Here is a 19046-nt window from a genome sequence, read left to right as displayed (position 1 = left end):
TTGGCTGGCGACTCACACACCCCGGTGCGTGAGGAACTCGCCTTTGAACAGGCGGTAGAGATAGGACAGGAAGGGGAACAGCAGGACCGATCCTCCGAGCAAACTGCCCAAGAGGATTCGGAGCGTGACGGGCGGCGCCGCATCATAGATCGTGACGGACGGCTCGACGAGATACGGAAACTGGGAGAGCGCCCAGCCCCACAAGACTGCGACGGCGCCGGCGGCCGCGAACAGGCGGGCCAGGTAATCCCGCCGGCGCAGCAGCGACCACAGACCCGCCAGGAGGAGGCCGGCCGTGACGGCCACCGCCGACCGGCCGGCCCCGGTGCCGAGCAGCCCCCGGTAGATTTCGGGCGCGCCTGTTTTGGAGAGAGCCAGCGCCGCGCCGCCCAGCCCGACCACGAGGAACCAACTCGCGACGGCCCGGCGGCGGAAGAGCCGGCGCAGCGCGGGGTCGTCGCTTTCGATGGTCAGATAGACGGCGGCCAGATAGGCGACCAGCGCGGCCGCCAGCAGACCCACCGCGGCGGGGAACAGCGCCAGCCAGGGCGCGACGAAAGTCTCCAGAAAGGTGGCGGAAGGCCCGGCCGCCCGCCCCGACGCGACGGCGCCCAGCACCAGGCCCAGCATGATCGGCGTGAAGAGGCTGGACAGCGCGAATACCCCGTGCCACACGCGGGGGGCGTTGGTAAAACCGTCCGGTCGCGACGAGATATCGTGGGTGCGGATCGCGAAGGCCGTCCCGCGCAGGACGATGCCGATCAGCATCGCGGTCAACGGGATGTGGAGCCTGGTCGAGATGACGGCGAAGGCGGGGGGAAAGGCGGTGAATAAAATCGTGACCGCGATGATGAGCCAGACGTGATTCGCTTCCCAGATCGGGCCGATCGCGCGATCGACCAGCGCCCGCTGGCGCTGCCCGTCGGGGCCCGTGGCGAACGCGGTCCAGATGCCCGCGCCGAAATCCGCCCCGCCGAACAGCAGGTAGAACGTCAACGCCCCGACCAACATCGCGCCGAGAATGAGTTCGAGGGTCATAGGAACGGCCTATCCGGTCTATTTGGTCTGTCTGGTCTATCTGGTCTGTCTGGTGCCGTCAATCTCTGCACGCTCTGCACGAGATAGACCAGATAGACGAGACAGACTGCGCACCAGATAGACGACCCTTCACGCCGCCGCTTCATGCATCGGCTCCAGCGTCCGGCGATCGGTGGCCGCCACGTGACGGTGGATCGCCCAGACGACCACGGCGGACAGGACGAGATACAAGAGCGTGAACGTCGTCATGGGGAGCCAGAGGCCGGGCATCGGCGTGACGGCATCCGCCGTCCGCACCACATGGTCGATGATCCACGGTTGCCGCCCGACTTCGGTCACCACCCACCCCGCTTCGATGGCGACGAAACCGAGCGGCGCCGCCGCCACCAGACCGCGCAGCAGCCATCGGTCGGATGCCAACGAACGGCCCCTGATCCAATGCCACCCGCTCCAGGCGGCCAAGGCCGCCAGGACGAGCCCGCAGGCGACCATGAGCTGAAAGGCGAGATGGACCACGGCCACCGGGGGCCAGTCTTCCCGGGGAACGGCGTCCAGGCCGGGGACGACGGCCTGCGGGTCATAGTGCAAGAGGACACTGAGCCCGCCGGGAATGAACAGGCCGTAGCGCACCGTCCGCCGGTCCTCGTCCGGCAGCCCTCCGAGGACGAAGGGCGCGCCCGCTTCCGTGTGGAACAGCGCCTCCATGGCCGCCAGTTTCGCCGGCTGATGGACCGCCACCGACTTCGCGATGAGATCCCCGCTGATCGGCTGCAGCAGCGCCGGCAGTCCCCCGATGAGGAGTGCGGTCTGAAGCGCCTCGCGATGGAAGAAGCGGTCCGGGCGCCGGAGGAGCAGGAAGGCGTGAATGCCGGCGACGAGGAAGCCGGTGGCGGCGAAGGCGGCGAGCAGCATGTGCACGATCTGGTTCCACGCGACGGGATGCCGGAAGGGGGCCCAGGGATCGACGCGCGTGAACCGGCCGTGCTCCAGCTCGAATCCGGTCGGCGCATTCATCCACGCGTTCGCCGCCACGACGAAGACCGCGGACAGGATCCCGCTCGCGGCGACGATGAGCCCGGCGGAGAAGTGCGCGCGCGGAGAGATGCGCGACCAGCCGTACAAATAGATGCCGAGAAAGATGGCCTCGGTGAAGAAGGCGAACCCTTCGAGGGCGAAGAGCGGGCCCACCAGCGGCCCGGCCCGCTCCATGAACGAAGGCCACAGGAGCCCCAGCTCGAACGATAGGACCGTTCCGGAGACGGCGCCCACGGCGAACAGGATGGCCGTGCCCTTCGACCATCGTTGGGCCAGCGTCAAAAAGCGGGCGTCCCCGGTCCGCATCCAGCGCCACTCGGCGACCGCCATGAGCGCGGGCATGGCGATGCCCAGCGCGGCGAAGACGATGTGGAAGGCCAGCGACATGGCCATCTGCGAACGCGCGGCGAGAAGATCGGACATAAGCAAGTACGATTGTGTGATTTAGTGATTGCGTGAAGTAAAAAACTCGGTCCTTCACCGAATCATACGTTCTGACGGCGTCCCGTCACTTCACTAAATCATACCTTCTGACGGCCCACAGGCCCGCCAGCAGCCCCGCCGCGCCGAGCCAGCCGCGATAGCGATTGAGCCAGGATTGCGGACTGAACGTGATGGCGTCCTGGTCGAATCGGCCGTGCGCGCCGTGATCGCCCGGCAGCGGGTCGTACAGGTTGTTCGGCCGATCGGGATCGACGGGCTCGTCCGTTTGCTGGCGTTCATAGCCGACGCGCGCCAGGTAGCGATCGAGGAGGCCGGGAATGAACTTGTCGCCGATGATCGCCTGCACCGTCGGATAGCCCACGGAAAATTCCCGGCGCCGATGATGGGCCGCCCAGTAGACCGATCGGGCGATGACCTCCGGCTGATAGATGGGCGGGACCGGCTGCGGATGGCGGGGCATGCGCGTCTTGATCCAGGAAAACTGCGGGGTATTGACGGCCGGCAGCTGCACGATGGTGAGGTGGACGCGGCTGTGGTCGTGGATCAATTCGGAGCGGAGCGATTCGGTGAACCCCTGCACCGCGTGCTTGGCGGCGCAATAGGCGGACTGCAGGGGAATCGCGCGATAGGCGAGCGCCGAGCCGATCTGTACGATCACGCCGCGGTCGCGCGGCAGCATGCGGCGCAGCGCCGCCAAGGTGCCGTGGACGTAGCCCAAGTACGTCACCTCGGTGACGCGCCGGTACTCGGCGGCGGTCATCTCTTTGGCGGGCGAGAGGACCGAGACCATGGCGTTGTTGATCCAGATATCGATCGGTCCCAAGTGCCGCTCGACCATGTCGGCCGCCTGTTCGACTTGACCGTCGTCCGCCATGTCGGTCGGCACGACCAGGGCTTTGCCGCCGGCCTGTTCCACTTCCCGCCGCGCGCCTTCCAAGCCGTCGCGGCCGCGGGCGAGCAGTCCGACGGCGGCGCCATGCCGGGCGAATTCCCGCACGATGGCGCGGCCCACTCCGGCCGAAGCCCCCGTCACCACGACGACTTCCGGCCGATGTTTGCCGTTATGGCTCGCCGACATGATTCCTCCCTCATCTCGCTCCGACCGTCGGGTCGTAGCCTTCGTAGCGGTGCTCCATCAAGCCGGCTCCCACCACAAGCGCGAAGAGGACCAGCAGCAGGTAAAACACCCATCGGAAGGCATTCAGGTACGGCGTGCCGAACACGCCGAACACATACAGCGCCAGCACGATGAGGGCGAGCAGCAGGATGCCGGCCAGCAGCGTGGTCATGCGGGGTCCCTCCGATCGGCGCGTCTCATCCGGTCTTTCTCCACTCCCGGCCGTCTTCGGCCTCCTCGGGCGGCGTCCGCCACAGGCGGGGCCATCCGCCGCCCATCCGAGCCCGGCGCGGCCCTTCGATGAGGGAGAGCGCGAGGATCGCGGCGCCGACGAGGCTGCTGCGGACGCCGATATGCAGCGGATCGTATCCCAGCAGCGCCGGAGCTACGATGAGCCATGCCCCCAATGTGACGTTCACCCACCGCATCGCGCGTGTGGCCTCGGCGAGGGCGATGATGGCCGCGCTCACCACGAGCGGACCGACGATATGGTTGTTCGTGCGCTCCGGCCCCTCGTACTGCATGACGCCGGGCGACGCCGTCAGCCACAGTCCGAGGAGGATGACGAGAAGCTGGTTCCACATCTTTGCTCGTGCCGAGTGTCACAGCAATACGAAACCAGAAATTAACAACCGGTTCCGTGCCACAATGCGGTCCACACCGATTCGCGCCGCTCGGAGACGCGCCGGAGGTGCTGCAGGCTCGCCAAGACTTCATCCATCGCCGGCCCGATCATGATGAGCGACAGCAACGCCGAGAACAGGCACAGCGAGCACCAGGCATTCAAGAGCACCGGCTGCGCGATGACCAGAAGGACGCTCACCGCGCCCAGCGGACCGACCGCGATGCCGAACAGAATGACCATCCAGGGCATGGTCCGCCAGCGATCCGGTCCGCCGATCAGCCCTGTGACGAGGTCCAGCAGGTAGGCCAGCGCGCCGAGCGCGGCGTCGGGGATCGGCAGGACCCGCGAGAGCGGCGAGCGCAGGACGATCTTGCTGCCCGCTCCGAACCATGGCTCCCACACGGAGCCGATCATGTCGAACTGATACAGAGCGAGATAGCCGGCGACCAGACATCCGAGCCCCGCCACCCCGGCGATCCACCAGCGTTGAGACCATGCACTGGGGTTATACGACCATCCGGGCGGGGCCGCCGGCTGCGCCTCGTCGCTCGTCGAGACGGGCCTGCGCCGCGGTGCCGCCATGGTCAGTCGCTTCCCGCGAAGGCGATCGTGCTCAAGAGGGCGTTCTCCGCCTGGCGCGAATCGAGCCTCGTATGCTGCACCACGATCGGCACATCGGATTCGATGACGCTGGAAAAATCCGTATCGAGCGGGATCGGCTCGGGATCCGTCAAGTTGTTGAATCGGACGTGTTGCGTGCGTCTGGCCGGGACGATGATCCGATACGGGCCAACCGGCTCCCGGTCCGCATAGAAAATGGTGACCTCCACATGGGCATCGCGCGGCCCCGCATTGAGCAGGCAAATGGTCTCATGACTGATCATCTGCGGGACGGGACCGTTGCTCGAAGGAGGAATGTACCCCTCGGCGACCGCCCAGCGTTTGCGACCGATCGGCTCCATTGTTTGCATCCTTCTCTCGCGCCCTGCTCGCGTCTGGGATTGAAGGGCTGCAAAGCGAGTGCCGTCAAAGAGAAGGGGAGGCACGGGAGGGGTCAGGCACCATTTGCGCGCAGCGCCCTGCGGGTCGTTTCCGACAAATGGTGCCTGACCCCCTCGTTCGACCGGCATCATCTGTCCTGAGTCAAGACAAGTTGTCTGAATGGAATGGCCGCGCGCGCGACGGTTACGCGGGGCGCCTTCTTGTGGCCGCTGAAATTATTCACATGCCGCCGCACGCACGCGTCCCGTGCGCGCGGCCTGCCGTTTGCACAAACGCCAAATACCAGGGCGATGCCGAGCCCGCGCGAAGGCGCCGGGTACGCTCACAGGAACCGCCGTCCACACAAGGATCAAAAAATCAGGAGGATGACTATGGCCACACGAACACTCACCATCATGATATTCGCAGCAACGGTTTGCGCGTTCGGCGCACCGACGCTCGCGCGCGCGGATGCGTCGGCCGGCGCCGGCGGCAACGTCGGCGGCAACATGCCGACGCCCGATCGTATCCCTCAAGATCCGCGGACGGATTTGACCGAGGGGGGCAAGGGCGTGCCGGACGAGTATGAGACCACGCCGGTCCGGCAGGGCTCGTTGCGGGAAGTGAAGGACAGCAAATGGTTGAACCGGACCGTCACCAACAAACAGGGCGAGCAACTCGGCAAGGTGACGAAAGTGCTGAAGGACGAAAAAACGCAGGACATCGAATATGTGTTCTTGCATGTCGAGGACGCGCAGCACGCCCGTCCGATGCGGTGGAGCGAGTTCCAGCAGCAGGGCGACAAACTGATCCTGAACATGAAGAAGGACGATTTGTTGCCGAGCATCAACCGCACCGACACGAAAGACATGTCGCCGGATCTCGCGATGTTCATGGACGAGATCGAGCAGAAACGGTCCGAGTCGAAGCCGAAGGTCGGTTCGGGCGAGCGCGGAACCAATCGGCCCGAGCCTTCCACGGGGCCGATGGGCGAAAGCAAGGCGGCGGGCGATCTGGGTCCGCGTGGGGCGCCTCCGGGCCGGGCACCGGGATTCGAAGGGGAAGGACAGAAGAATAAATAAACTGTTTTCAGCTGAATATTGGAGGGCCTGTATGAACTGCCAACGGATATTTCGAACAAGCCTCATACTGCTCGCAGGCTGCGCGCCGCTGCTCTGGGACCAGCCCCCGGCGCGGGCCGGTGCGGCAGACCGCGAAGCCTACTATTACCGGCAAAAGTCCTGGGTGCCGATTGAGTTCTCGGGGAAAGTGAAGAAGATCAAACAGGTGCCGCTGGCGGACAGCGGAAAAGAACACACCGTCGTTCTGTTGGAGCCTGAAAAGGGGAAGGGACGGGGAACCTACGGCCGACCGGTCGATCTGGGAACCAACCGAGAATTCAAGCGGTTGTCCAAAGGCGACCACATCATGATCTGGGGCAACACCGCCCGGATCAATGAAATGCCGGTCGTGCTGGCCGACGCCGCCCAAATCAACGACGGCAAGACCATCGAAATCTCGCGCGATCCCGCCTTTGAAAAGGGCCATATCTGGGGCACGCCGTTGCGCGACAAAGACGTCTACGAGTATCAGAACATCGATATGGATTGGACGCAGCGCGGGGGCGATTCGTGGTATTTCGACGAATACGAGTATGTCGGCCGGTCCTATCAAACCTATCCGCCCGGCGCGTCGGCGCCTTGGGCGCGGAGCGAGGAGCAGTGGGAACAACGCAAACAGCGCCATCCCGAGCGCTTCCGGAAACAGGACCAGCAGGCGCGCAGCGAGGATCGGTATCAGGATGACGAGCGCCTGTATCGGGAGGAGCGCCGGGACCAGCGCATGGATCGGAACCGGCGCACCATGGGCGCCGCCTCCAAAAGTGATCAACAGTTGAAGCGGGACGTCGAGAACGAGCTCATGTGGAGCCCCTCGGTGGACCCGGACAAGGTGTCCGTATCGGTGCGTGACGGCATCGTCACGTTGAACGGCCAGGTCGACAAGCCGGAACAGATCGACAGCGTGATCGAAAACGCGTACGACGCTGGCGCCCGGCAAGTCATCAGCAAATTGACGACGAAGGGATAACCCGCGGGAGGGACGCCATGACGTGGAGAGCGACAGTGGCCGGTGGGGCGATAGGCGCGGTCCTGGCGATCGGATCCGCAGCGCTGGCCGAACAGCAAGTGCGGCCGTCCAGCGAGCCGGAAGTGCAGGGAGCCCAGGCGCGGGAACAGGCCCGGTCGCCCGACACGGCGCCGGGTCCCGAACAGACGCGCAGCGGGTGGAAGAACCTGCGCGGCGACGTCGAGCGGGTGAAGCGGGTCGCTCTCCGCGGCGGTCCGGAAGGGGAGCATCTGGTCGCGTTGGTCGCAGGCGGCATGGGCCGCCGGATGGTCGTCGATCTCGGGCTGGCCAAACAATACCGGGACGTACCGGTGATGACCGGCGACGAGATCGTCGTCCGCGGGCCGATCAGTTGGATCAGTGACCGGAAGGTCCTGATGGCGCAGCGGGCGTTCATCAACGGCGAGATGGTGAAGGTCAAGCGGGATCGAACGATGGATCCCCGGCAGCTGGACCGCGGCGATGCCCGGGGCACCGACACGGCGGTGACGGGTCAGATCGAGCACGCTCAACCGCTGCGATTACGCGGCGTCGACCGGCAACATATGGTGGCGCGTGTGAAGACGCAGGACGGCCGCACGATCCTCACCGATCTGGGCGCACCGCAAGACCTCGACCGCATCCCGCTGGAGCCGGGTCGCTCTCTCACGGTGACCGGCCCGACCATTCAGGTGAACGGCAAGCCGTTGATTCTAGCCCGGCAGGTCTCGGCGGACGGCGCGACGGTCCGCATCGATCGGGACATCCGCTCCGTCATGCCGGTCATGGCGCCCGGTCCGCCGCCTGCGGCGGCGCAACAACAGGCCGGCGAACAAGCCATCCAGGGGGAAGTGATCGTGCGCGGGGAGCTCTACCGAGCCGACCGGGATGGATTCTACGTGGTGCGTGACGAGGCGGGTCAGGAGACCTATCTGGTCGTGACGCCGGAGGTGGAAAAGAAGGGATTGCGTATCGGAGACCGCGTGACGGCCCAGGTCAAGCCCGATGGAACCGTGTTGGCGCTTGAGAGACAGGAGGCGTCGGAGGCGCTCAAGGGGACGGACGCGCCCCGGACACGGTAGCGCGACCGGCCTCCTGCATACCAACCAAGGAGAGGGAGCATGATTCAGAGGATGAAGACGATACTTCCGGCGGCGGTGCTTGTCGTCCTGTCCGGGGCGGCCTTCGCGGACCAGCCGCCGCCCGGCGGCGCCACGATGAGCAGCCGGGACTTCAAGGCCGTGATCGAAGAGGCGTTGCACCATGCGTATGAAGCCGACGCCGCCGGTGCGCAGGGCGACGGGCGGGGCCTCAAGAAGCACGCCCGTAAAGCGTTGGAGAAGGCCAAAGAAGGACAACGTGCCGGTCACAACGAACAATTGAACGACGGTGTCTATGCGTTGGGAGACGCGATCGAACATGCCGAGCACGACACCGAAGATGCGGTGGAGCATATCAAGCGGGCCATCATGAAGCTGTCGCAGTCGGCCGATCTGCAGATGGCTCCGCGCGGGGGCTTCACCCGTGACATGAAGCGTCAGAGTCCGTCGGGCGGCGCGCCGGGCCGGATCGCCGCCTACAGCGGCGGCTACTTCGACGATGGGTTCGCCGACGACGACTGGTTCTACGATTATTACGATCTGCAGTCGTCGGAGCGCGCGTCCGCGGGAACGGACCCGGCTTCCGTCGGCCGGCAGAGCTACGAAGCGGAACAGCTGTACGAGAACGCGCGGACCAGCCGGCTGTTCGACTTTTAGCGCCATCCGGGTATCCCCCCATCACGAGGGCGCGGAGCGCGTTGCCGTGTTCAACAACGGGCAGCGCGTCCACGCCGCCAGGGTCACACTTCTACGCCCCCGTCCGCCGATCGGCTGTTCGAGCGCCTCCCGTCGTTTCCCATTCGCCCGGCATGCCCGCCGGTTCTTGTTCCGCCCGTGTTCTCGCCGATGGCCCGGGCGGGAATCATCTGTCCTGTCGCCGGAACAAAATGTCTCCAGGCTCGATCTCCGCCGCCGGCGACTGTTCATCTGCAAGCGTTTACACGCGGTCCGCGCGGTTCGTCTCTTGCACTGGTGAAGATTCGAGAGTGATGGCAAGGCGGAACTCCAGAGGAGACTGGGGAAGATTATGCTGAGTCAGCAACAGTCGATGCGCACGGGGCGCGCCGTGGTAACCGGGGTAGCCGTTCTGTTGGCGGTGCTCGCCTGTCCGGGTCCGTCCCGCTCGGCGCCGGGTCCCGAACCGACCATCGCCGATGAAACACTGGAATCCACGGTTGAACGGCGGCTGCGCATGGAAGGCCGTATTCGCTGGGATGAACTGAAGGTCGAAGCCAAAGACGGCGAGGTCACTCTGTACGGCATCGTGAAGTCCAACGAAGAGCGGGGATTTGCGGAAAAGGCGGCCAGTACGGTGCCGGACGTGATCGCGGTTCACAATAAGATCCTTGTTCAATCCGACATGGACCCTCCGGCCGTCGAACCGGACGCGCGCGTGAACGAGGAGACCCGTGATCGGGTGATCGAAGGCCCGCCGGGCCTGAAAGATCGTCAGATACTCCCGTAGAAGCGATAACCATACCAACCAAGGAGGCACTGCGATGAAAGCACAACACATGATGGTGGGAACGGCGCTGCTGATCCTCACCGGCTGCCAGAGCATGGGCATGGGGGGGGACAAGATGCCGACGGTCACGAGAACCGGCATGGTGAAGGACATCGTCATCCGGGAGGATGTCTCGCCGTCGATGGTCTCCGTGAACCCGGGCGACGAGATCCGATGGATCAACAAGCGGCAGGGCCCGGCGCGCGTCATCTTTCTGGATCCCGTGATGGAACAGCTGGCCTGCCAGCGCAATTTCGGCGGGCTCATGGGAAGCGACAAGAATCAATACACCGCCAACTTGGGCCAGAACGATTCGGCCAGCGTGTGCTTCAAGAATTCGGGGCAGGTGAAGTACGTGGTGCGCGCGGATTCGAATACCCCGAGCGGGGAGATCAACATCCCCGGCACGATTCAAGTCGGCGGCAGCCAGATGTCCATGGAGAGAAATGCGGAGAAAAGCTCCAGCGATCTCGAGCGGCGGCCCGGCATGCGCGACTAGGGCCGAGTCCGGCGACCGCTAGGGGTTTGGGCAATACCGACGCAGCGGCGATTTTGTTCTACTGAGCGTAAGGCAACACCGGCCGTTCCGGGGAGCGCCCTCGGGCAGGCTGCATGGAACACAGAGGAGGAGTGCATGTTACAACTGGTCAATGAAGGCTTTGTGGCGCGGGCCGTCGATCACGACGAGATGATTTGCGAAACGTTGGTCGAATGGTACAGCCGGCGGATCTCCTTGCGCGATGTCTCGGTCAGCGTGCGCGACGGGGTGGCGATTCTCCGGGGGCGTGTCACGACGAATCGGGACCGCGCGTTGGCGATCGAACTCGCGATCGACGCGGGAGCGGACGACGTACAGGATGAATTGACGTTGAACTGGCCGTTGGCGGCGTAAGGCCGCGGGAGCGCGCATGAGGAAGGCGGCCGTCTGCTGGGGGCTGCTGGCGGTAACGGTATCGGTGGGTGGGCTCGCCGGGTGCCATCGATACCAGGTCATTCCCACTCAGCTGCAAGCGAAGGTGAATCGGCAGCTGACGTTCGAGGACATCAAGCGGGACCCGGCGCGGTATCAGGGCGAGACGATTCTCGTCGGAGGAGAAGTGTTGCGGGCCGTAAGACTGGCGGACCGCACCAAGATCGAAGTGTTACAGTTGCCGTTATCCTCCGACTTGGTGCCCGGGATGAATCGCTCGTCCTCGCAAGGCCGGTTCATCGCCTTTGATCAACGGAGCCCGATGCTGGATCCTGCAACCCTGGAAGAAGGGACGCGGGTGACGATCGTCGGCGAGGTGCAGTCCCCCGTCTCCGGCTCGCTGGATCACGGCGAGTATGTGTATCCGACCATCGTGATTCAGGACCTGACGAGGTGGGACCCTCAGATCAGCGCTTGGCCGGTGGCTCCGCTTGCGTGGCCATACCTGTCGACCTTTCCGCATGGATTCCTTCCATACACATTCTGGTCCGGCACGCGCGTGACCGGCTGACGAGGACGCGAGGCATGCGAGCCTTGTCGAGCTGGGGCGGCGCGACCGCTTCGCCGTCATCCGACTCAACCTCTCCGGTCAGGAATGGACACCGCTGTTCCTCTCGCCATTGACGAGCTGGGACTCTCTATATAGATGTACGGTTATGGCGCCATATTTTATAAATATATATTGTCTGTCAATATGTTAAACATGATAGGTGAAGCGATGCATGTGATAGCCGTGGCAGCCGATTATGACGGCACGCTGGCCGAAGGCGGGAAAGTGAGTCCGTCCACCGTTTCGGCCATTGAGCGGCTGATCGCGTCCGGACGGGCCTTTATTCTGGTCACGGGCCGGATTCTGAGCGATCTCTTGGCGGTCTTCCCGGAGGCGGGTCTTTGCAGTGCGGTGGTCGCGGAAAACGGCGCGGTGCTGTATCGGCCGGCGACGCGTGAACGGATGCGGCTCGGCAGTCCTCCCCCCGAGCCCCTGGTGCGCGCCCTTGCCGACAAGGGTGTGCAGCCGTTGGACGTCGGAGAATCGATCATCGCGACGGTGCGCCCGCATGAAATCACGGCGCTTGAGGCGATCAGAGATCTCGGCCTGGAGCATCACGTCGTGTTCAATCGGGAGTCGGTGATGGTGCTGCCGCCGGGTGTCGACAAGGCCACGGGTCTCAGGGCCGCGTTGGCGGAGCTGCGTCTGTCGCCGCACAACGTCGTCGCGGTCGGCGATTCGGAGAACGACCATGCGCTGTTGCAGGCGGGAGAATGGGCCGTGGCCGTCGCTAATGCGGTTCCCACGCTCAAAGACATCGCCGATCAGGTGACGGCCGCGAGCGCCGGAGCGGGTACGGCCGAGCTGATTCACGAGGTGCTGCGCGACGACCTGGCCGCGGCGCCTGCGCGCCACCGCATCGAAATGGGGCAGGCCGCCGGCGGTTCATCCGTCTCGATTCCGGCGCAAGGGGAGAATCTGCTGATCGCGGGCTCCTCGGGAAGCGGAAAATCGACGTTGGCCGTCGGGATTCTGGAACGGCTCGCGCAACGGGGCTATCAATTGTGCGTCATCGACCCGGAAGGGGACTACGAGTCGTTCGCCGGCGCGATCGTCTTCGGCAACGCGCAGCGCGCCCCGACCGTGCCGGAAATCCTCAGCGCGCTGGAACGTCCCGACGCGCAGATCGTGGTCAATCTGGTCGGTATGCCGCTCCAGGACCGGCCCGCGTTTTTTCTCGGGCTCCTGCCGCGGCTGCAGGAATGGCGCGCCAGGACGGGCCGCCCGCACCGCATTCTGGTCGATGAAACCCATCATCTGTTGTCGCCCGACCGGCAGCCGGCGCCGACCGTCTGGGCGCCGCAACTCACCGGCATGATCTTCGTCACCGTGCATCCGGACTCCGTGGCGCCGTCGGCGTTGCGGGCCGTCACCGTCGCGGTCGCGCTCGGCGAGCGGCCGGAGCGCACCCTGCGGACGTTCGCGGAGCGGGCGGAGCTGCCCTTTCCCCACACCGCGCCCGTGGCACTGGACGCGGGAGAAGCGGTGATCTGGAGGGCGCGGTCCGGCGAGCCGCCGACGGTCTTTCGCATGGCGCCGTCTGAAGGAGACCGCCGCCGCCATCGACGGAAATATGCCGAGGGGGAGCTTCCGCCGGACCGCAGCTTTTATTTCCGGGGACCGGACGGCCTCTTGAATCTTCGCGCGCAAAACCTCATGTTATTCCGACAGCTGGCGGCGGGCGTGGACGACGCGACGTGGCTGCATCATTTGCGGCAAGGGGATTACGCGCGCTGGATGGAACAGGCGATCAAGGATCCCTGGTTGGCCGAGGCGGTGCGCCGCATAGAAGGGCAGGGGTCGCTGTCGGCGGACGAGAGTCGCCGGCTGGTCGCCCAGGCGATCGAAGAACGGTACACGCTGCCGGCATCCGAAAGTACGATTTAGCGATGTGGTGAGTGTGTGACGTGAAGACTCCGACACGTCTCCACATCGCCACATCACCACATCACTCAATCAGACGTTCTTCACGAGGGGGTGTCATGAGCAAGGGGGGCGGGGTGATCGGCGTCGCCGCGCTATTGGCGCTGAGCGTCGGATGCGGCGGATCGGAGCAGGGAAAGAGCTATCTCATCCGGCACGCCAGCGTGTCGCTGGCGCAAGCGGCGAGTCTCGCCGAACGGCAGGTCCCCGGGCGCGCCGTGAAAGTGGAGTTGCTGTATACCGGCAAACATGTGGTGTACGAAGTCCAGGTGCTCGACACCGGCAATCAACTCAAAACCGTGGCGATCGACGCGGAAACGGGCAAGGTCGTGAAGTGACCCCTCACCTTCGCCTCTCCCCCGAAGCGGGGGAGAGGATTAAGATTAAGGAGAGGGGGCCGGTGCCGGCGGAATCGGCTGCGGGTCCGGCGGAGGAGTGGGCGCGGGCGGAATCGGTTTCCCAGGCGGCTTGGGAGACGGCGCCGGCGGAATCGGCTGCGGGTCCGCCGCTGTCAAGGCTTGGGGCCGAGCCGGCCTGTCGATCAAGATCGTGACACCGAGCCACAGGACGAGGCCCCACCAGATGCCGAGCCAACAAAATGTGAGAACGATCCGCTGGGAAGCGTTGAGCGGGAACGCGTGGCGCTTTGAGTTGGATTCGACTCCTTCAACGCGCCATGCTCTCTCGCTCAATGCGCTCACCTAGCCGGCGCGCCGCATGTCGGTGCGGAAGGATTCCGACGCCGCGTGCGCCGCGACCGTGGATTCATCCGGCGTGCCCACCATCCCGCCCCAGGCCGACAGGCCCAATGTGATGAGGGCCAGGACCGACAGCCACAGCGCGATCGTCCCCAGCCGGTCCAAGGCTTGATTCGACTGCTCGCGCACCGTGCCGACCGCTTCCTGGACCGTCTGTCGGATCGGTTCGAGCACGCCGATGGTCGATTGCACGACCTGCTTGGCTTGCGTCTCCGACATGCCGAACTTGTTCACCATGACGTTGATCGCCGCATCCCGGTCGAGCGCGACGAGCTTTTGCTGCAGCTCCGTCCAGGCGGACTCGGACACTTCGTTCAGCGGGCGTCCGCCGCGCGCCGCGCCGGCCACGCGTTCCGCGTCCCCGCGCACTTCGCCGGGTTGGAGCTCGGGCTTCCCCGTCGCGGCCAAGACCGACTCGATCTGCCGGCGGATCTCCTCTCCGGAAATATTGAGTTGACCCATCCGGCTGCCGATCTGGCCGGCGGCGGTGGAGGCGATGCCGGAGACGCTCTGCCCCAACGTTTGCAGCGTGGTCCCGAACACGGAAAAGACTCCGCCGATCATCGCCGACATCGCCGTCGTCGTGAGCCATGCGAAGATCAGCCAATTCACGCCCCACACGACGACGCCGTGCCACATGCCGTCGGAGGGGAGATACGTGCCCGACATCCGCGCGGTCACATACCCGCCGGTGAAAGCGGCGATGAGCATCGAGAGACCCGTCCAGATTCCGGCGCCGACCGGAACTCCTTGATTGGTGTCCTGCAGATCGATCGCCCAGGCGCCGAAGCCGAGCCCCAGCAGCGTCAGCAGCATCTGCACCGCCAAGCCCACCGCCCAACCGGCGAAGACCGCGCTCCACTTGATCCGCGGACTGCCCAGCGACCATTGTTCGAACGTCCGTTCCACTTCCATAACATGATCCTCCTCAGGTCAGGCGCGGTGCGCGCCGCATGTCGGTGCGAGTATCACTCCCGCTCATCATGAACGCTTCTTCTCCTGCAACCGCCGATGCGCCGCTGCGACAAACCGGACATGGAACGGCCGGGGCACGGTACCCGCTCCGCCGCCCTGTGATCGGACGCGGCGGGACGAGCCAGCTTGGTTCGGCGGTCACCCGCGTCGTCGCGTCGGGAGTCATGCCACGGCGTGATAGGCGTCGGATCCTTCACGAGGCGGCGGCATGGATTTCGGCGCGCCCTCCGCGGCGGAGCGGACGGCGTTGAGCAACTGTGACGGCTCAAACGGCTTTTCCAGCACGGCGTATGCGGGAGCGAGCAGCGCGCCGTCCGTCTGGCTCGTCAACAGCGTGTCGCTGGAAGCCAGGATCACCGGCGTGCCGGGCCACATGGCGGTGGCCAGATCAAGCAATTCGAGGCCGTCCATCCGCGGCATGTGATAGTCCGTCAGCACCGCGTCGTAACGGCGTCGCTTCAGCGCATCCACGGCTTCCAGCCCGTCGCTCGCTTCATACACGTTGTAGCCGGCGTCGCTGAGCGTCAGGCAAATCATTCCGCGAACATCCTGGTCGTCTTCCACGACGAGCACCCGCTTTCCGTATCCGTCCACAGCGCACACCTCCTTGTGACAGTCGTGTTCGTTCGCGCTCAGTGGGAATGAAGCAAGGTTCGGACCCGCCACCGATCGTCTCGCTGAGACTGTTTGTGGATGGGTTTCGCCCTGAGAATGCGACCGTACCTGATATTCAGAGGACGGTCTGTCCGGATGCGGACAAGTTGTCCCGTACGAAGAATTTGGTCATTGGGGTGATTGGGCGATGGATCGGTGATTTGGTGAAGTCTGCTGGAAAGTTTCGGATGCGTTCTTGTACTTCGCCGAATCGCCGGATCGTCACGTCATACTTTCGTCAGGTCTTCACTTCGCCGCATCACGCAATCACCCAATCGTACTGTCAACACGGAAATCCGAAGTGCCGCAGCTTCCGCAGCAACGTCTTGCGATGGATGCCCAGAATGGCCGACGCGCGCCCGAGATCCTGGTTATGCGCTTCGAGCACGCGGAGAATATGGTCCTTCTCCAGCTCGGCCAGCGTGACCCAGCCGCGGGCCTGGGCGGCGGCCTGCACGGTGGCCGTTTGGATCGACTGGGGAAGATCCTCCGGGAAAATCACGGGGTGCGGAGTGAGCGCGATGGCGCGCTCGATCGCATGCTCGAGCTCCCGGATGTTGCCCGGCCACCAATAGCGCGTCAGCAGCGCCATGGCTTCCGGCGCGATGCCCGTGACCGGCGGAGACTTTTTCCCGCCGTACATCTGAACGAAATATTGGGTGAGCAGCGGGATGTCCTCGACCCGTTCGCGCAACGGCGGAATGTTGATGGTGACGACGTTCAATCGGTAGAACAAGTCTTCGCGGAACGTGCCGGCGCGCACCAACTGATCCAAATCCTTTTTGGATGCGGCGATGATCCGCACGTCGACCGTCATCGGAGAGGTGCTGCCGACGCGCCGGATCTCCCGCTCCTGAATCACCCGCAGCAGTTTGCCTTGCAGGGCCGGCGTCAGGTCGGCCACTTCGTCGAGAAAACAGGTGCCCATGTGCGCCTTTTCCAGCAGGCCCTTTTTCGTGGCCACCGCTCCGGTGAACGAGCCCCGCTCGTGGCCGAACAGCTCGGATTCGAGCAGCGTCTCCGCCAACGACCCGCCGTCGACGGCGACGAAGGGACCGGCGCTGCGGGCGCTGTTGGCGTGAATGGCGCGCGCGATCAATTCCTTCCCCGTGCCGCTTTCCCCTTGCAGCAGCACCGTGCTGTCGGTGTGCGCGACCCGGGCGATCGATTTGTACACCGACACGATGCCGGGGCTGCTGCCCACCAGGTTGTCGAACCGATACCGGCTGCGGAGCTGTTCTTTCAGCGCCTGGTTCTGGCGGGAAAGATTCTTGTGCTCCAAGGCGCGGCGCACGACCAGCCGGATGTCGTCGACGATGAAGGGCTTGCTCAGATAGTCGAACGCGCCGGAGCGGAGGCCGTCCACGGCCGTTTTCAGGGAGCCGTACGCCGTCATGAGGATCACCGGTACATCCTGATGCCGGTGCCGCAGCTCCGCGAGCAGGGCCATGCCGTCGAGATCCGGCATGTGAATGTCGGACATCACGAGATCGGGGACCCGGTTGTTGATGTGGTCGAGCGCGCTCTTTCCGTCCATCGCGGTGCCCACGTCGTAGCCTTCCTTGGACAGAATTTCCCGCAGCAGGGTCAGCGTCTCGGTGTCGTCGTCGACCACTAAGACATGCGACTGATCGTCCATCTAGTCCGTCCGCTCCGCCATCGGCAAATGAATCGTAAAGCTTGTGCCTTTGCCCGGTTCGCTCTCCACCGTGATGCGGCCGCCGTGGGCGCGCACGGTCTCCTGGACGATGGCCAGTCCCAAGCCGGTGCCGCGCCCGGCCTGTTTGGTGGTGAAGAAGGGTTGGAAAATCTGTGCCAGGTGGTCGGGGTTGATTCCGCAGCCGGTGTCGACCACCTCGACGCCGATCGTCCCGGCGCCCCGCTCGCCCAGGCCGGGCGTGGGCTGATCCACGATGAACGACCGCACGCACAGCGAGCCGCCGGTCGGCATGGCCTGCAGCGCGTTCTCGATGAGGTGATTGAAGGCTTCCTGCAGGTGCTGGCGGTCCGCGTCGACCGGAGGCAGCTCCGGGTGCAGATCGGCGATACAGGCGACATGCTGGCGGTCGCACTCGGTGCGGAACAAGGCCAGGCAATCTTGCAGGCATTCGTTGACGTCGATGCGCGCCCGAACGGGCGCCGCGCGCCGGGTGTAGAGCAGCAGATCCTGGATGATCCGCGACGTTCGCTCGATTTGCGCCTCCACGGTCTGGAGGCGCCCGCGCACTTTCGGCGGCAGCGTGAGGTCTTCCATGAGCAGCTGCACGTGGCCCGACAGCGCGGTCAGCGGCGTCCCGATCTTGTGCGCGACGGTGGCCGCGAACTGCCCGATGGCCGACAGCCGCTGCGCCCGCGTCGCCGTCCGCTGCGCGGCCGACAGGAGCTCGTTCGTCCGCGCCAGCGCCTCGTTCTTGGCCCGCAGCTCCTCGCTCGTCCGCCGCAGCTCCGCCTCCGCGCGCCTCAAATCGGTGATGTTGCGGATCACCATGGCCAAGCCGGATTTCTGGCCGTCGGATCCCTGCACCACGAAGGCATGGACGTTCAGGTGGGCGGAGGCGCCGTTGTCGCGGCGGTAGTAGGTCTCATAGACCAGCGGGACGCCGGTTTCGCGCAACTGTTGGAACTGGTCGGGCGACAATTGCAGGGAGGACCACAAGGCCGCCGAGTCGGGCCGCAGCAGCTCTTCGCGCGAGCGGCCGGTCAAGCGGACGAAGGCGTCGTTGATTTCCAGCAGCGTCCCGTCCAGCGTGGCGTAGGCGATCGCATCGTGCGACGAATGGAAGATGCTCTTGAACCGCTCCTGCACCTCCTGCAGCGCGGCTTCCGCCCGAGCGCGGCTGTGCTGCTCCAGCAGGAGCCGATAGCGGTCTTCGCTGGCCCGCAGCGCCTCGACCGTCCGCCGGTGCTGAAGGAGAAACAGCCCCGTAAAGATGAAGACGACCAGCCCGAGCGCGCGATTGAGGACCGCGACCTCGTAGGAGGTGCCCGGTTTGGTTTCCAGCATGCCGAACAGCAGCATGCCGCTGCCGATCGCGAGCGCCGCCCCGGTCCACTGCGGCAACAATTGCGTGGTCAGGACCAGGGGGACGAGGTACAGCACCCAGACGACGATGCCGAGCGGAGTCAGCCGGTCCGCCGCAAAGGTCGCCACGGTAATGGCGATCAGCACGGCCACCGTCACGATGGACCGCGATCCCGTCGGCTCGAAAGCGGAGTGGAGCGGCGCCTTAAACATCTCTTGTCACGTCACGGGACAACTTGTCCTT

At 65.0% G+C, this 19046-nt stretch carries 21 protein-coding genes; 10 read left to right on the top strand and 11 right to left on the bottom strand.

The features are described 5' to 3' along the window. Positions 1 to 12: 12 nt before the first annotated feature. The 7 genes from NITMOv2_RS11965 to NITMOv2_RS11935 all read right to left on the bottom strand — a co-directional run bounded on the left by NITMOv2_RS11965 (position 13) and on the right by NITMOv2_RS11935 (position 5221). A complete protein-coding gene (locus NITMOv2_RS11965; RefSeq protein WP_053380089.1) occupies positions 13 to 1038 on the bottom strand; it encodes a cytochrome d ubiquinol oxidase subunit II in 1026 nt (341 codons plus the stop codon). Between the two features lie 129 nt (positions 1039 to 1167). Then, entirely contained in the window at positions 1168 to 2496 is a 1329-nt protein-coding gene (locus tag NITMOv2_RS11960) for a cytochrome ubiquinol oxidase subunit I (protein ID WP_053380088.1), read from the bottom strand. 85 nt (positions 2497 to 2581) lie between these two features. Further along, positions 2582 to 3595: an SDR family oxidoreductase gene (locus tag NITMOv2_RS11955; RefSeq protein WP_053380087.1), complete on the bottom strand. Its 1014-nt coding sequence runs from the start codon at positions 3593 to 3595 to the stop codon at positions 2582 to 2584. Between the two features lie 10 nt (positions 3596 to 3605). After that, positions 3606 to 3806 carry a hypothetical protein gene (locus tag NITMOv2_RS11950; protein WP_053380086.1) on the bottom strand — a complete coding sequence of 67 codons (201 nt, stop codon included), beginning with the start codon at positions 3804 to 3806 and terminating at the stop codon, positions 3606 to 3608. A gap of 25 nt (positions 3807 to 3831) precedes the next feature. Beyond that, positions 3832 to 4218 carry an SPW repeat domain-containing protein gene (locus NITMOv2_RS11945; RefSeq protein WP_053380085.1) on the bottom strand — a complete coding sequence of 129 codons (387 nt, stop codon included), beginning with the start codon at positions 4216 to 4218 and terminating at the stop codon, positions 3832 to 3834. A gap of 41 nt (positions 4219 to 4259) precedes the next feature. Further along, positions 4260 to 4841, bottom strand: coding sequence for a vitamin K epoxide reductase family protein (locus tag NITMOv2_RS11940; protein ID WP_053380084.1), 582 nt, complete (start codon positions 4839 to 4841; stop codon positions 4260 to 4262). 2 nt (positions 4842 to 4843) lie between these two features. After that, entirely contained in the window at positions 4844 to 5221 is a 378-nt protein-coding gene (locus tag NITMOv2_RS11935; protein ID WP_053380083.1) for a sensory rhodopsin transducer, read from the bottom strand. A 411-nt stretch (positions 5222 to 5632) separates the two neighbouring features. On the opposite strand from NITMOv2_RS11935, the gene NITMOv2_RS11930 reads away from it, so the two are divergent. The 10 genes from NITMOv2_RS11930 (at position 5633) to NITMOv2_RS11885 (ending at position 13731) form a co-directional block, all read left to right on the top strand. After that, a complete protein-coding gene (locus NITMOv2_RS11930) occupies positions 5633 to 6322 on the top strand; it encodes a PRC-barrel domain-containing protein (RefSeq protein WP_053380082.1) in 690 nt (229 codons plus the stop codon). Positions 6323 to 6353: 31 nt separating this feature from the next. Further along, a complete protein-coding gene (locus NITMOv2_RS24240; RefSeq protein WP_053380081.1) occupies positions 6354 to 7328 on the top strand; it encodes a BON domain-containing protein in 975 nt (324 codons plus the stop codon). A 17-nt stretch (positions 7329 to 7345) separates the two neighbouring features. Continuing rightward, complete coding sequence (locus tag NITMOv2_RS11920) at positions 7346 to 8428, top strand: hypothetical protein (RefSeq protein WP_145976301.1); 1083 nt, start codon at positions 7346 to 7348, stop codon at positions 8426 to 8428. Positions 8429 to 8467: 39 nt separating this feature from the next. After that, a complete protein-coding gene (gene smbP / locus NITMOv2_RS11915; RefSeq protein ID WP_053380079.1) occupies positions 8468 to 9103 on the top strand; it encodes a small metal-binding protein SmbP in 636 nt (211 codons plus the stop codon). 370 nt (positions 9104 to 9473) lie between these two features. Next, positions 9474 to 9911: a BON domain-containing protein gene (locus NITMOv2_RS11910; RefSeq protein WP_053380078.1), complete on the top strand. Its 438-nt coding sequence runs from the start codon at positions 9474 to 9476 to the stop codon at positions 9909 to 9911. A gap of 34 nt (positions 9912 to 9945) precedes the next feature. Further along, positions 9946 to 10449: a hypothetical protein gene (locus tag NITMOv2_RS11905; RefSeq protein WP_053380077.1), complete on the top strand. Its 504-nt coding sequence runs from the start codon at positions 9946 to 9948 to the stop codon at positions 10447 to 10449. Between the two features lie 135 nt (positions 10450 to 10584). Further along, the gene (locus NITMOv2_RS11900; protein ID WP_053380076.1) at positions 10585 to 10842 is read left to right on the top strand and encodes a BON domain-containing protein; all 258 of its coding nucleotides are present in this window, start codon (positions 10585 to 10587) and stop codon (positions 10840 to 10842) included. 16 nt (positions 10843 to 10858) lie between these two features. Beyond that, complete coding sequence (locus NITMOv2_RS11895; protein WP_053380075.1) at positions 10859 to 11431, top strand: Slp family lipoprotein; 573 nt, start codon at positions 10859 to 10861, stop codon at positions 11429 to 11431. 207 nt (positions 11432 to 11638) lie between these two features. Beyond that, positions 11639 to 13357, top strand: a complete 1719-nt coding sequence (locus tag NITMOv2_RS11890) for an HAD-IIB family hydrolase (protein WP_053380074.1) — start codon at positions 11639 to 11641, stop codon at positions 13355 to 13357. A 95-nt stretch (positions 13358 to 13452) separates the two neighbouring features. Continuing rightward, positions 13453 to 13731, top strand: coding sequence for a PepSY domain-containing protein (locus NITMOv2_RS11885; protein ID WP_053380073.1), 279 nt, complete (start codon positions 13453 to 13455; stop codon positions 13729 to 13731). A 363-nt stretch (positions 13732 to 14094) separates the two neighbouring features. Here NITMOv2_RS11885 and NITMOv2_RS11875 read toward each other — a convergent pair whose 3' ends face one another. From NITMOv2_RS11875 to NITMOv2_RS11860, 4 genes are all read right to left on the bottom strand, one after another. After that, positions 14095 to 15066: a hypothetical protein gene (locus tag NITMOv2_RS11875; RefSeq protein WP_053380071.1), complete on the bottom strand. Its 972-nt coding sequence runs from the start codon at positions 15064 to 15066 to the stop codon at positions 14095 to 14097. Between the two features lie 222 nt (positions 15067 to 15288). Further along, a complete protein-coding gene (locus NITMOv2_RS11870; protein WP_053380070.1) occupies positions 15289 to 15720 on the bottom strand; it encodes a response regulator in 432 nt (143 codons plus the stop codon). Between the two features lie 343 nt (positions 15721 to 16063). Continuing rightward, a complete protein-coding gene (locus NITMOv2_RS11865) occupies positions 16064 to 17419 on the bottom strand; it encodes a sigma-54-dependent transcriptional regulator (RefSeq protein ID WP_053380069.1) in 1356 nt (451 codons plus the stop codon). Next, positions 17420 to 19015 carry a two-component system sensor histidine kinase NtrB gene (locus tag NITMOv2_RS11860; RefSeq protein WP_053380068.1) on the bottom strand — a complete coding sequence of 532 codons (1596 nt, stop codon included), beginning with the start codon at positions 19013 to 19015 and terminating at the stop codon, positions 17420 to 17422. Positions 19016 to 19046 lie beyond the last annotated feature (31 nt).

This window comes from Nitrospira moscoviensis, assembly GCF_001273775.1.
GTDB lineage: Bacteria > Nitrospirota > Nitrospiria > Nitrospirales > Nitrospiraceae > Nitrospira_D > Nitrospira_D moscoviensis.
The sequence above is the reverse complement of the archived record's forward strand: the minus strand, read 5'-3'. Positions and strand labels throughout refer to the sequence as shown.

Excerpts from the sequence above, each read along its gene's own strand:
- NITMOv2_RS11945 (WP_053380085.1), bottom strand. The coding sequence starts at position 4,218 with ATGTGGAACCAGCTTCTCGTCATCCTCCTCGGACTGTGGCTGACGGCG.
- NITMOv2_RS11950 (WP_053380086.1), bottom strand. The coding sequence starts at position 3,806 with ATGACCACGCTGCTGGCCGGCATCCTGCTGCTCGCCCTCATCGTGCTG.
- NITMOv2_RS11875 (WP_053380071.1), bottom strand. The coding sequence starts at position 15,066 with ATGGAAGTGGAACGGACGTTCGAACAATGGTCGCTGGGCAGTCCGCGG.
- NITMOv2_RS11940 (WP_053380084.1), bottom strand. The coding sequence starts at position 4,841 with ATGGCGGCACCGCGGCGCAGGCCCGTCTCGACGAGCGACGAGGCGCAG.
- NITMOv2_RS11885 (WP_053380073.1), top strand. The coding sequence starts at position 13,453 with ATGAGCAAGGGGGGCGGGGTGATCGGCGTCGCCGCGCTATTGGCGCTG.
- NITMOv2_RS11930 (WP_053380082.1), top strand. The coding sequence starts at position 5,633 with ATGGCCACACGAACACTCACCATCATGATATTCGCAGCAACGGTTTGC.
- NITMOv2_RS11905 (WP_053380077.1), top strand. The coding sequence starts at position 9,946 with ATGAAAGCACAACACATGATGGTGGGAACGGCGCTGCTGATCCTCACC.
- NITMOv2_RS11910 (WP_053380078.1), top strand. The coding sequence starts at position 9,474 with ATGCTGAGTCAGCAACAGTCGATGCGCACGGGGCGCGCCGTGGTAACC.
- NITMOv2_RS11890 (WP_053380074.1), top strand. The coding sequence starts at position 11,639 with ATGCATGTGATAGCCGTGGCAGCCGATTATGACGGCACGCTGGCCGAA.
- smbP (WP_053380079.1), top strand. The coding sequence starts at position 8,468 with ATGATTCAGAGGATGAAGACGATACTTCCGGCGGCGGTGCTTGTCGTC.
- NITMOv2_RS11965 (WP_053380089.1), bottom strand. The coding sequence starts at position 1,038 with ATGACCCTCGAACTCATTCTCGGCGCGATGTTGGTCGGGGCGTTGACG.
- NITMOv2_RS11865 (WP_053380069.1), bottom strand. The coding sequence starts at position 17,419 with ATGGACGATCAGTCGCATGTCTTAGTGGTCGACGACGACACCGAGACG.
- NITMOv2_RS11960 (WP_053380088.1), bottom strand. The coding sequence starts at position 2,496 with ATGTCCGATCTTCTCGCCGCGCGTTCGCAGATGGCCATGTCGCTGGCC.
- NITMOv2_RS11895 (WP_053380075.1), top strand. The coding sequence starts at position 10,859 with ATGAGGAAGGCGGCCGTCTGCTGGGGGCTGCTGGCGGTAACGGTATCG.
- NITMOv2_RS11900 (WP_053380076.1), top strand. The coding sequence starts at position 10,585 with ATGTTACAACTGGTCAATGAAGGCTTTGTGGCGCGGGCCGTCGATCAC.
- NITMOv2_RS11935 (WP_053380083.1), bottom strand. The coding sequence starts at position 5,221 with ATGGAGCCGATCGGTCGCAAACGCTGGGCGGTCGCCGAGGGGTACATT.
- NITMOv2_RS11920 (WP_145976301.1), top strand. The coding sequence starts at position 7,346 with ATGACGTGGAGAGCGACAGTGGCCGGTGGGGCGATAGGCGCGGTCCTG.
- NITMOv2_RS24240 (WP_053380081.1), top strand. The coding sequence starts at position 6,354 with ATGAACTGCCAACGGATATTTCGAACAAGCCTCATACTGCTCGCAGGC.
- NITMOv2_RS11860 (WP_053380068.1), bottom strand. The coding sequence starts at position 19,015 with ATGTTTAAGGCGCCGCTCCACTCCGCTTTCGAGCCGACGGGATCGCGG.
- NITMOv2_RS11955 (WP_053380087.1), bottom strand. The coding sequence starts at position 3,595 with ATGTCGGCGAGCCATAACGGCAAACATCGGCCGGAAGTCGTCGTGGTG.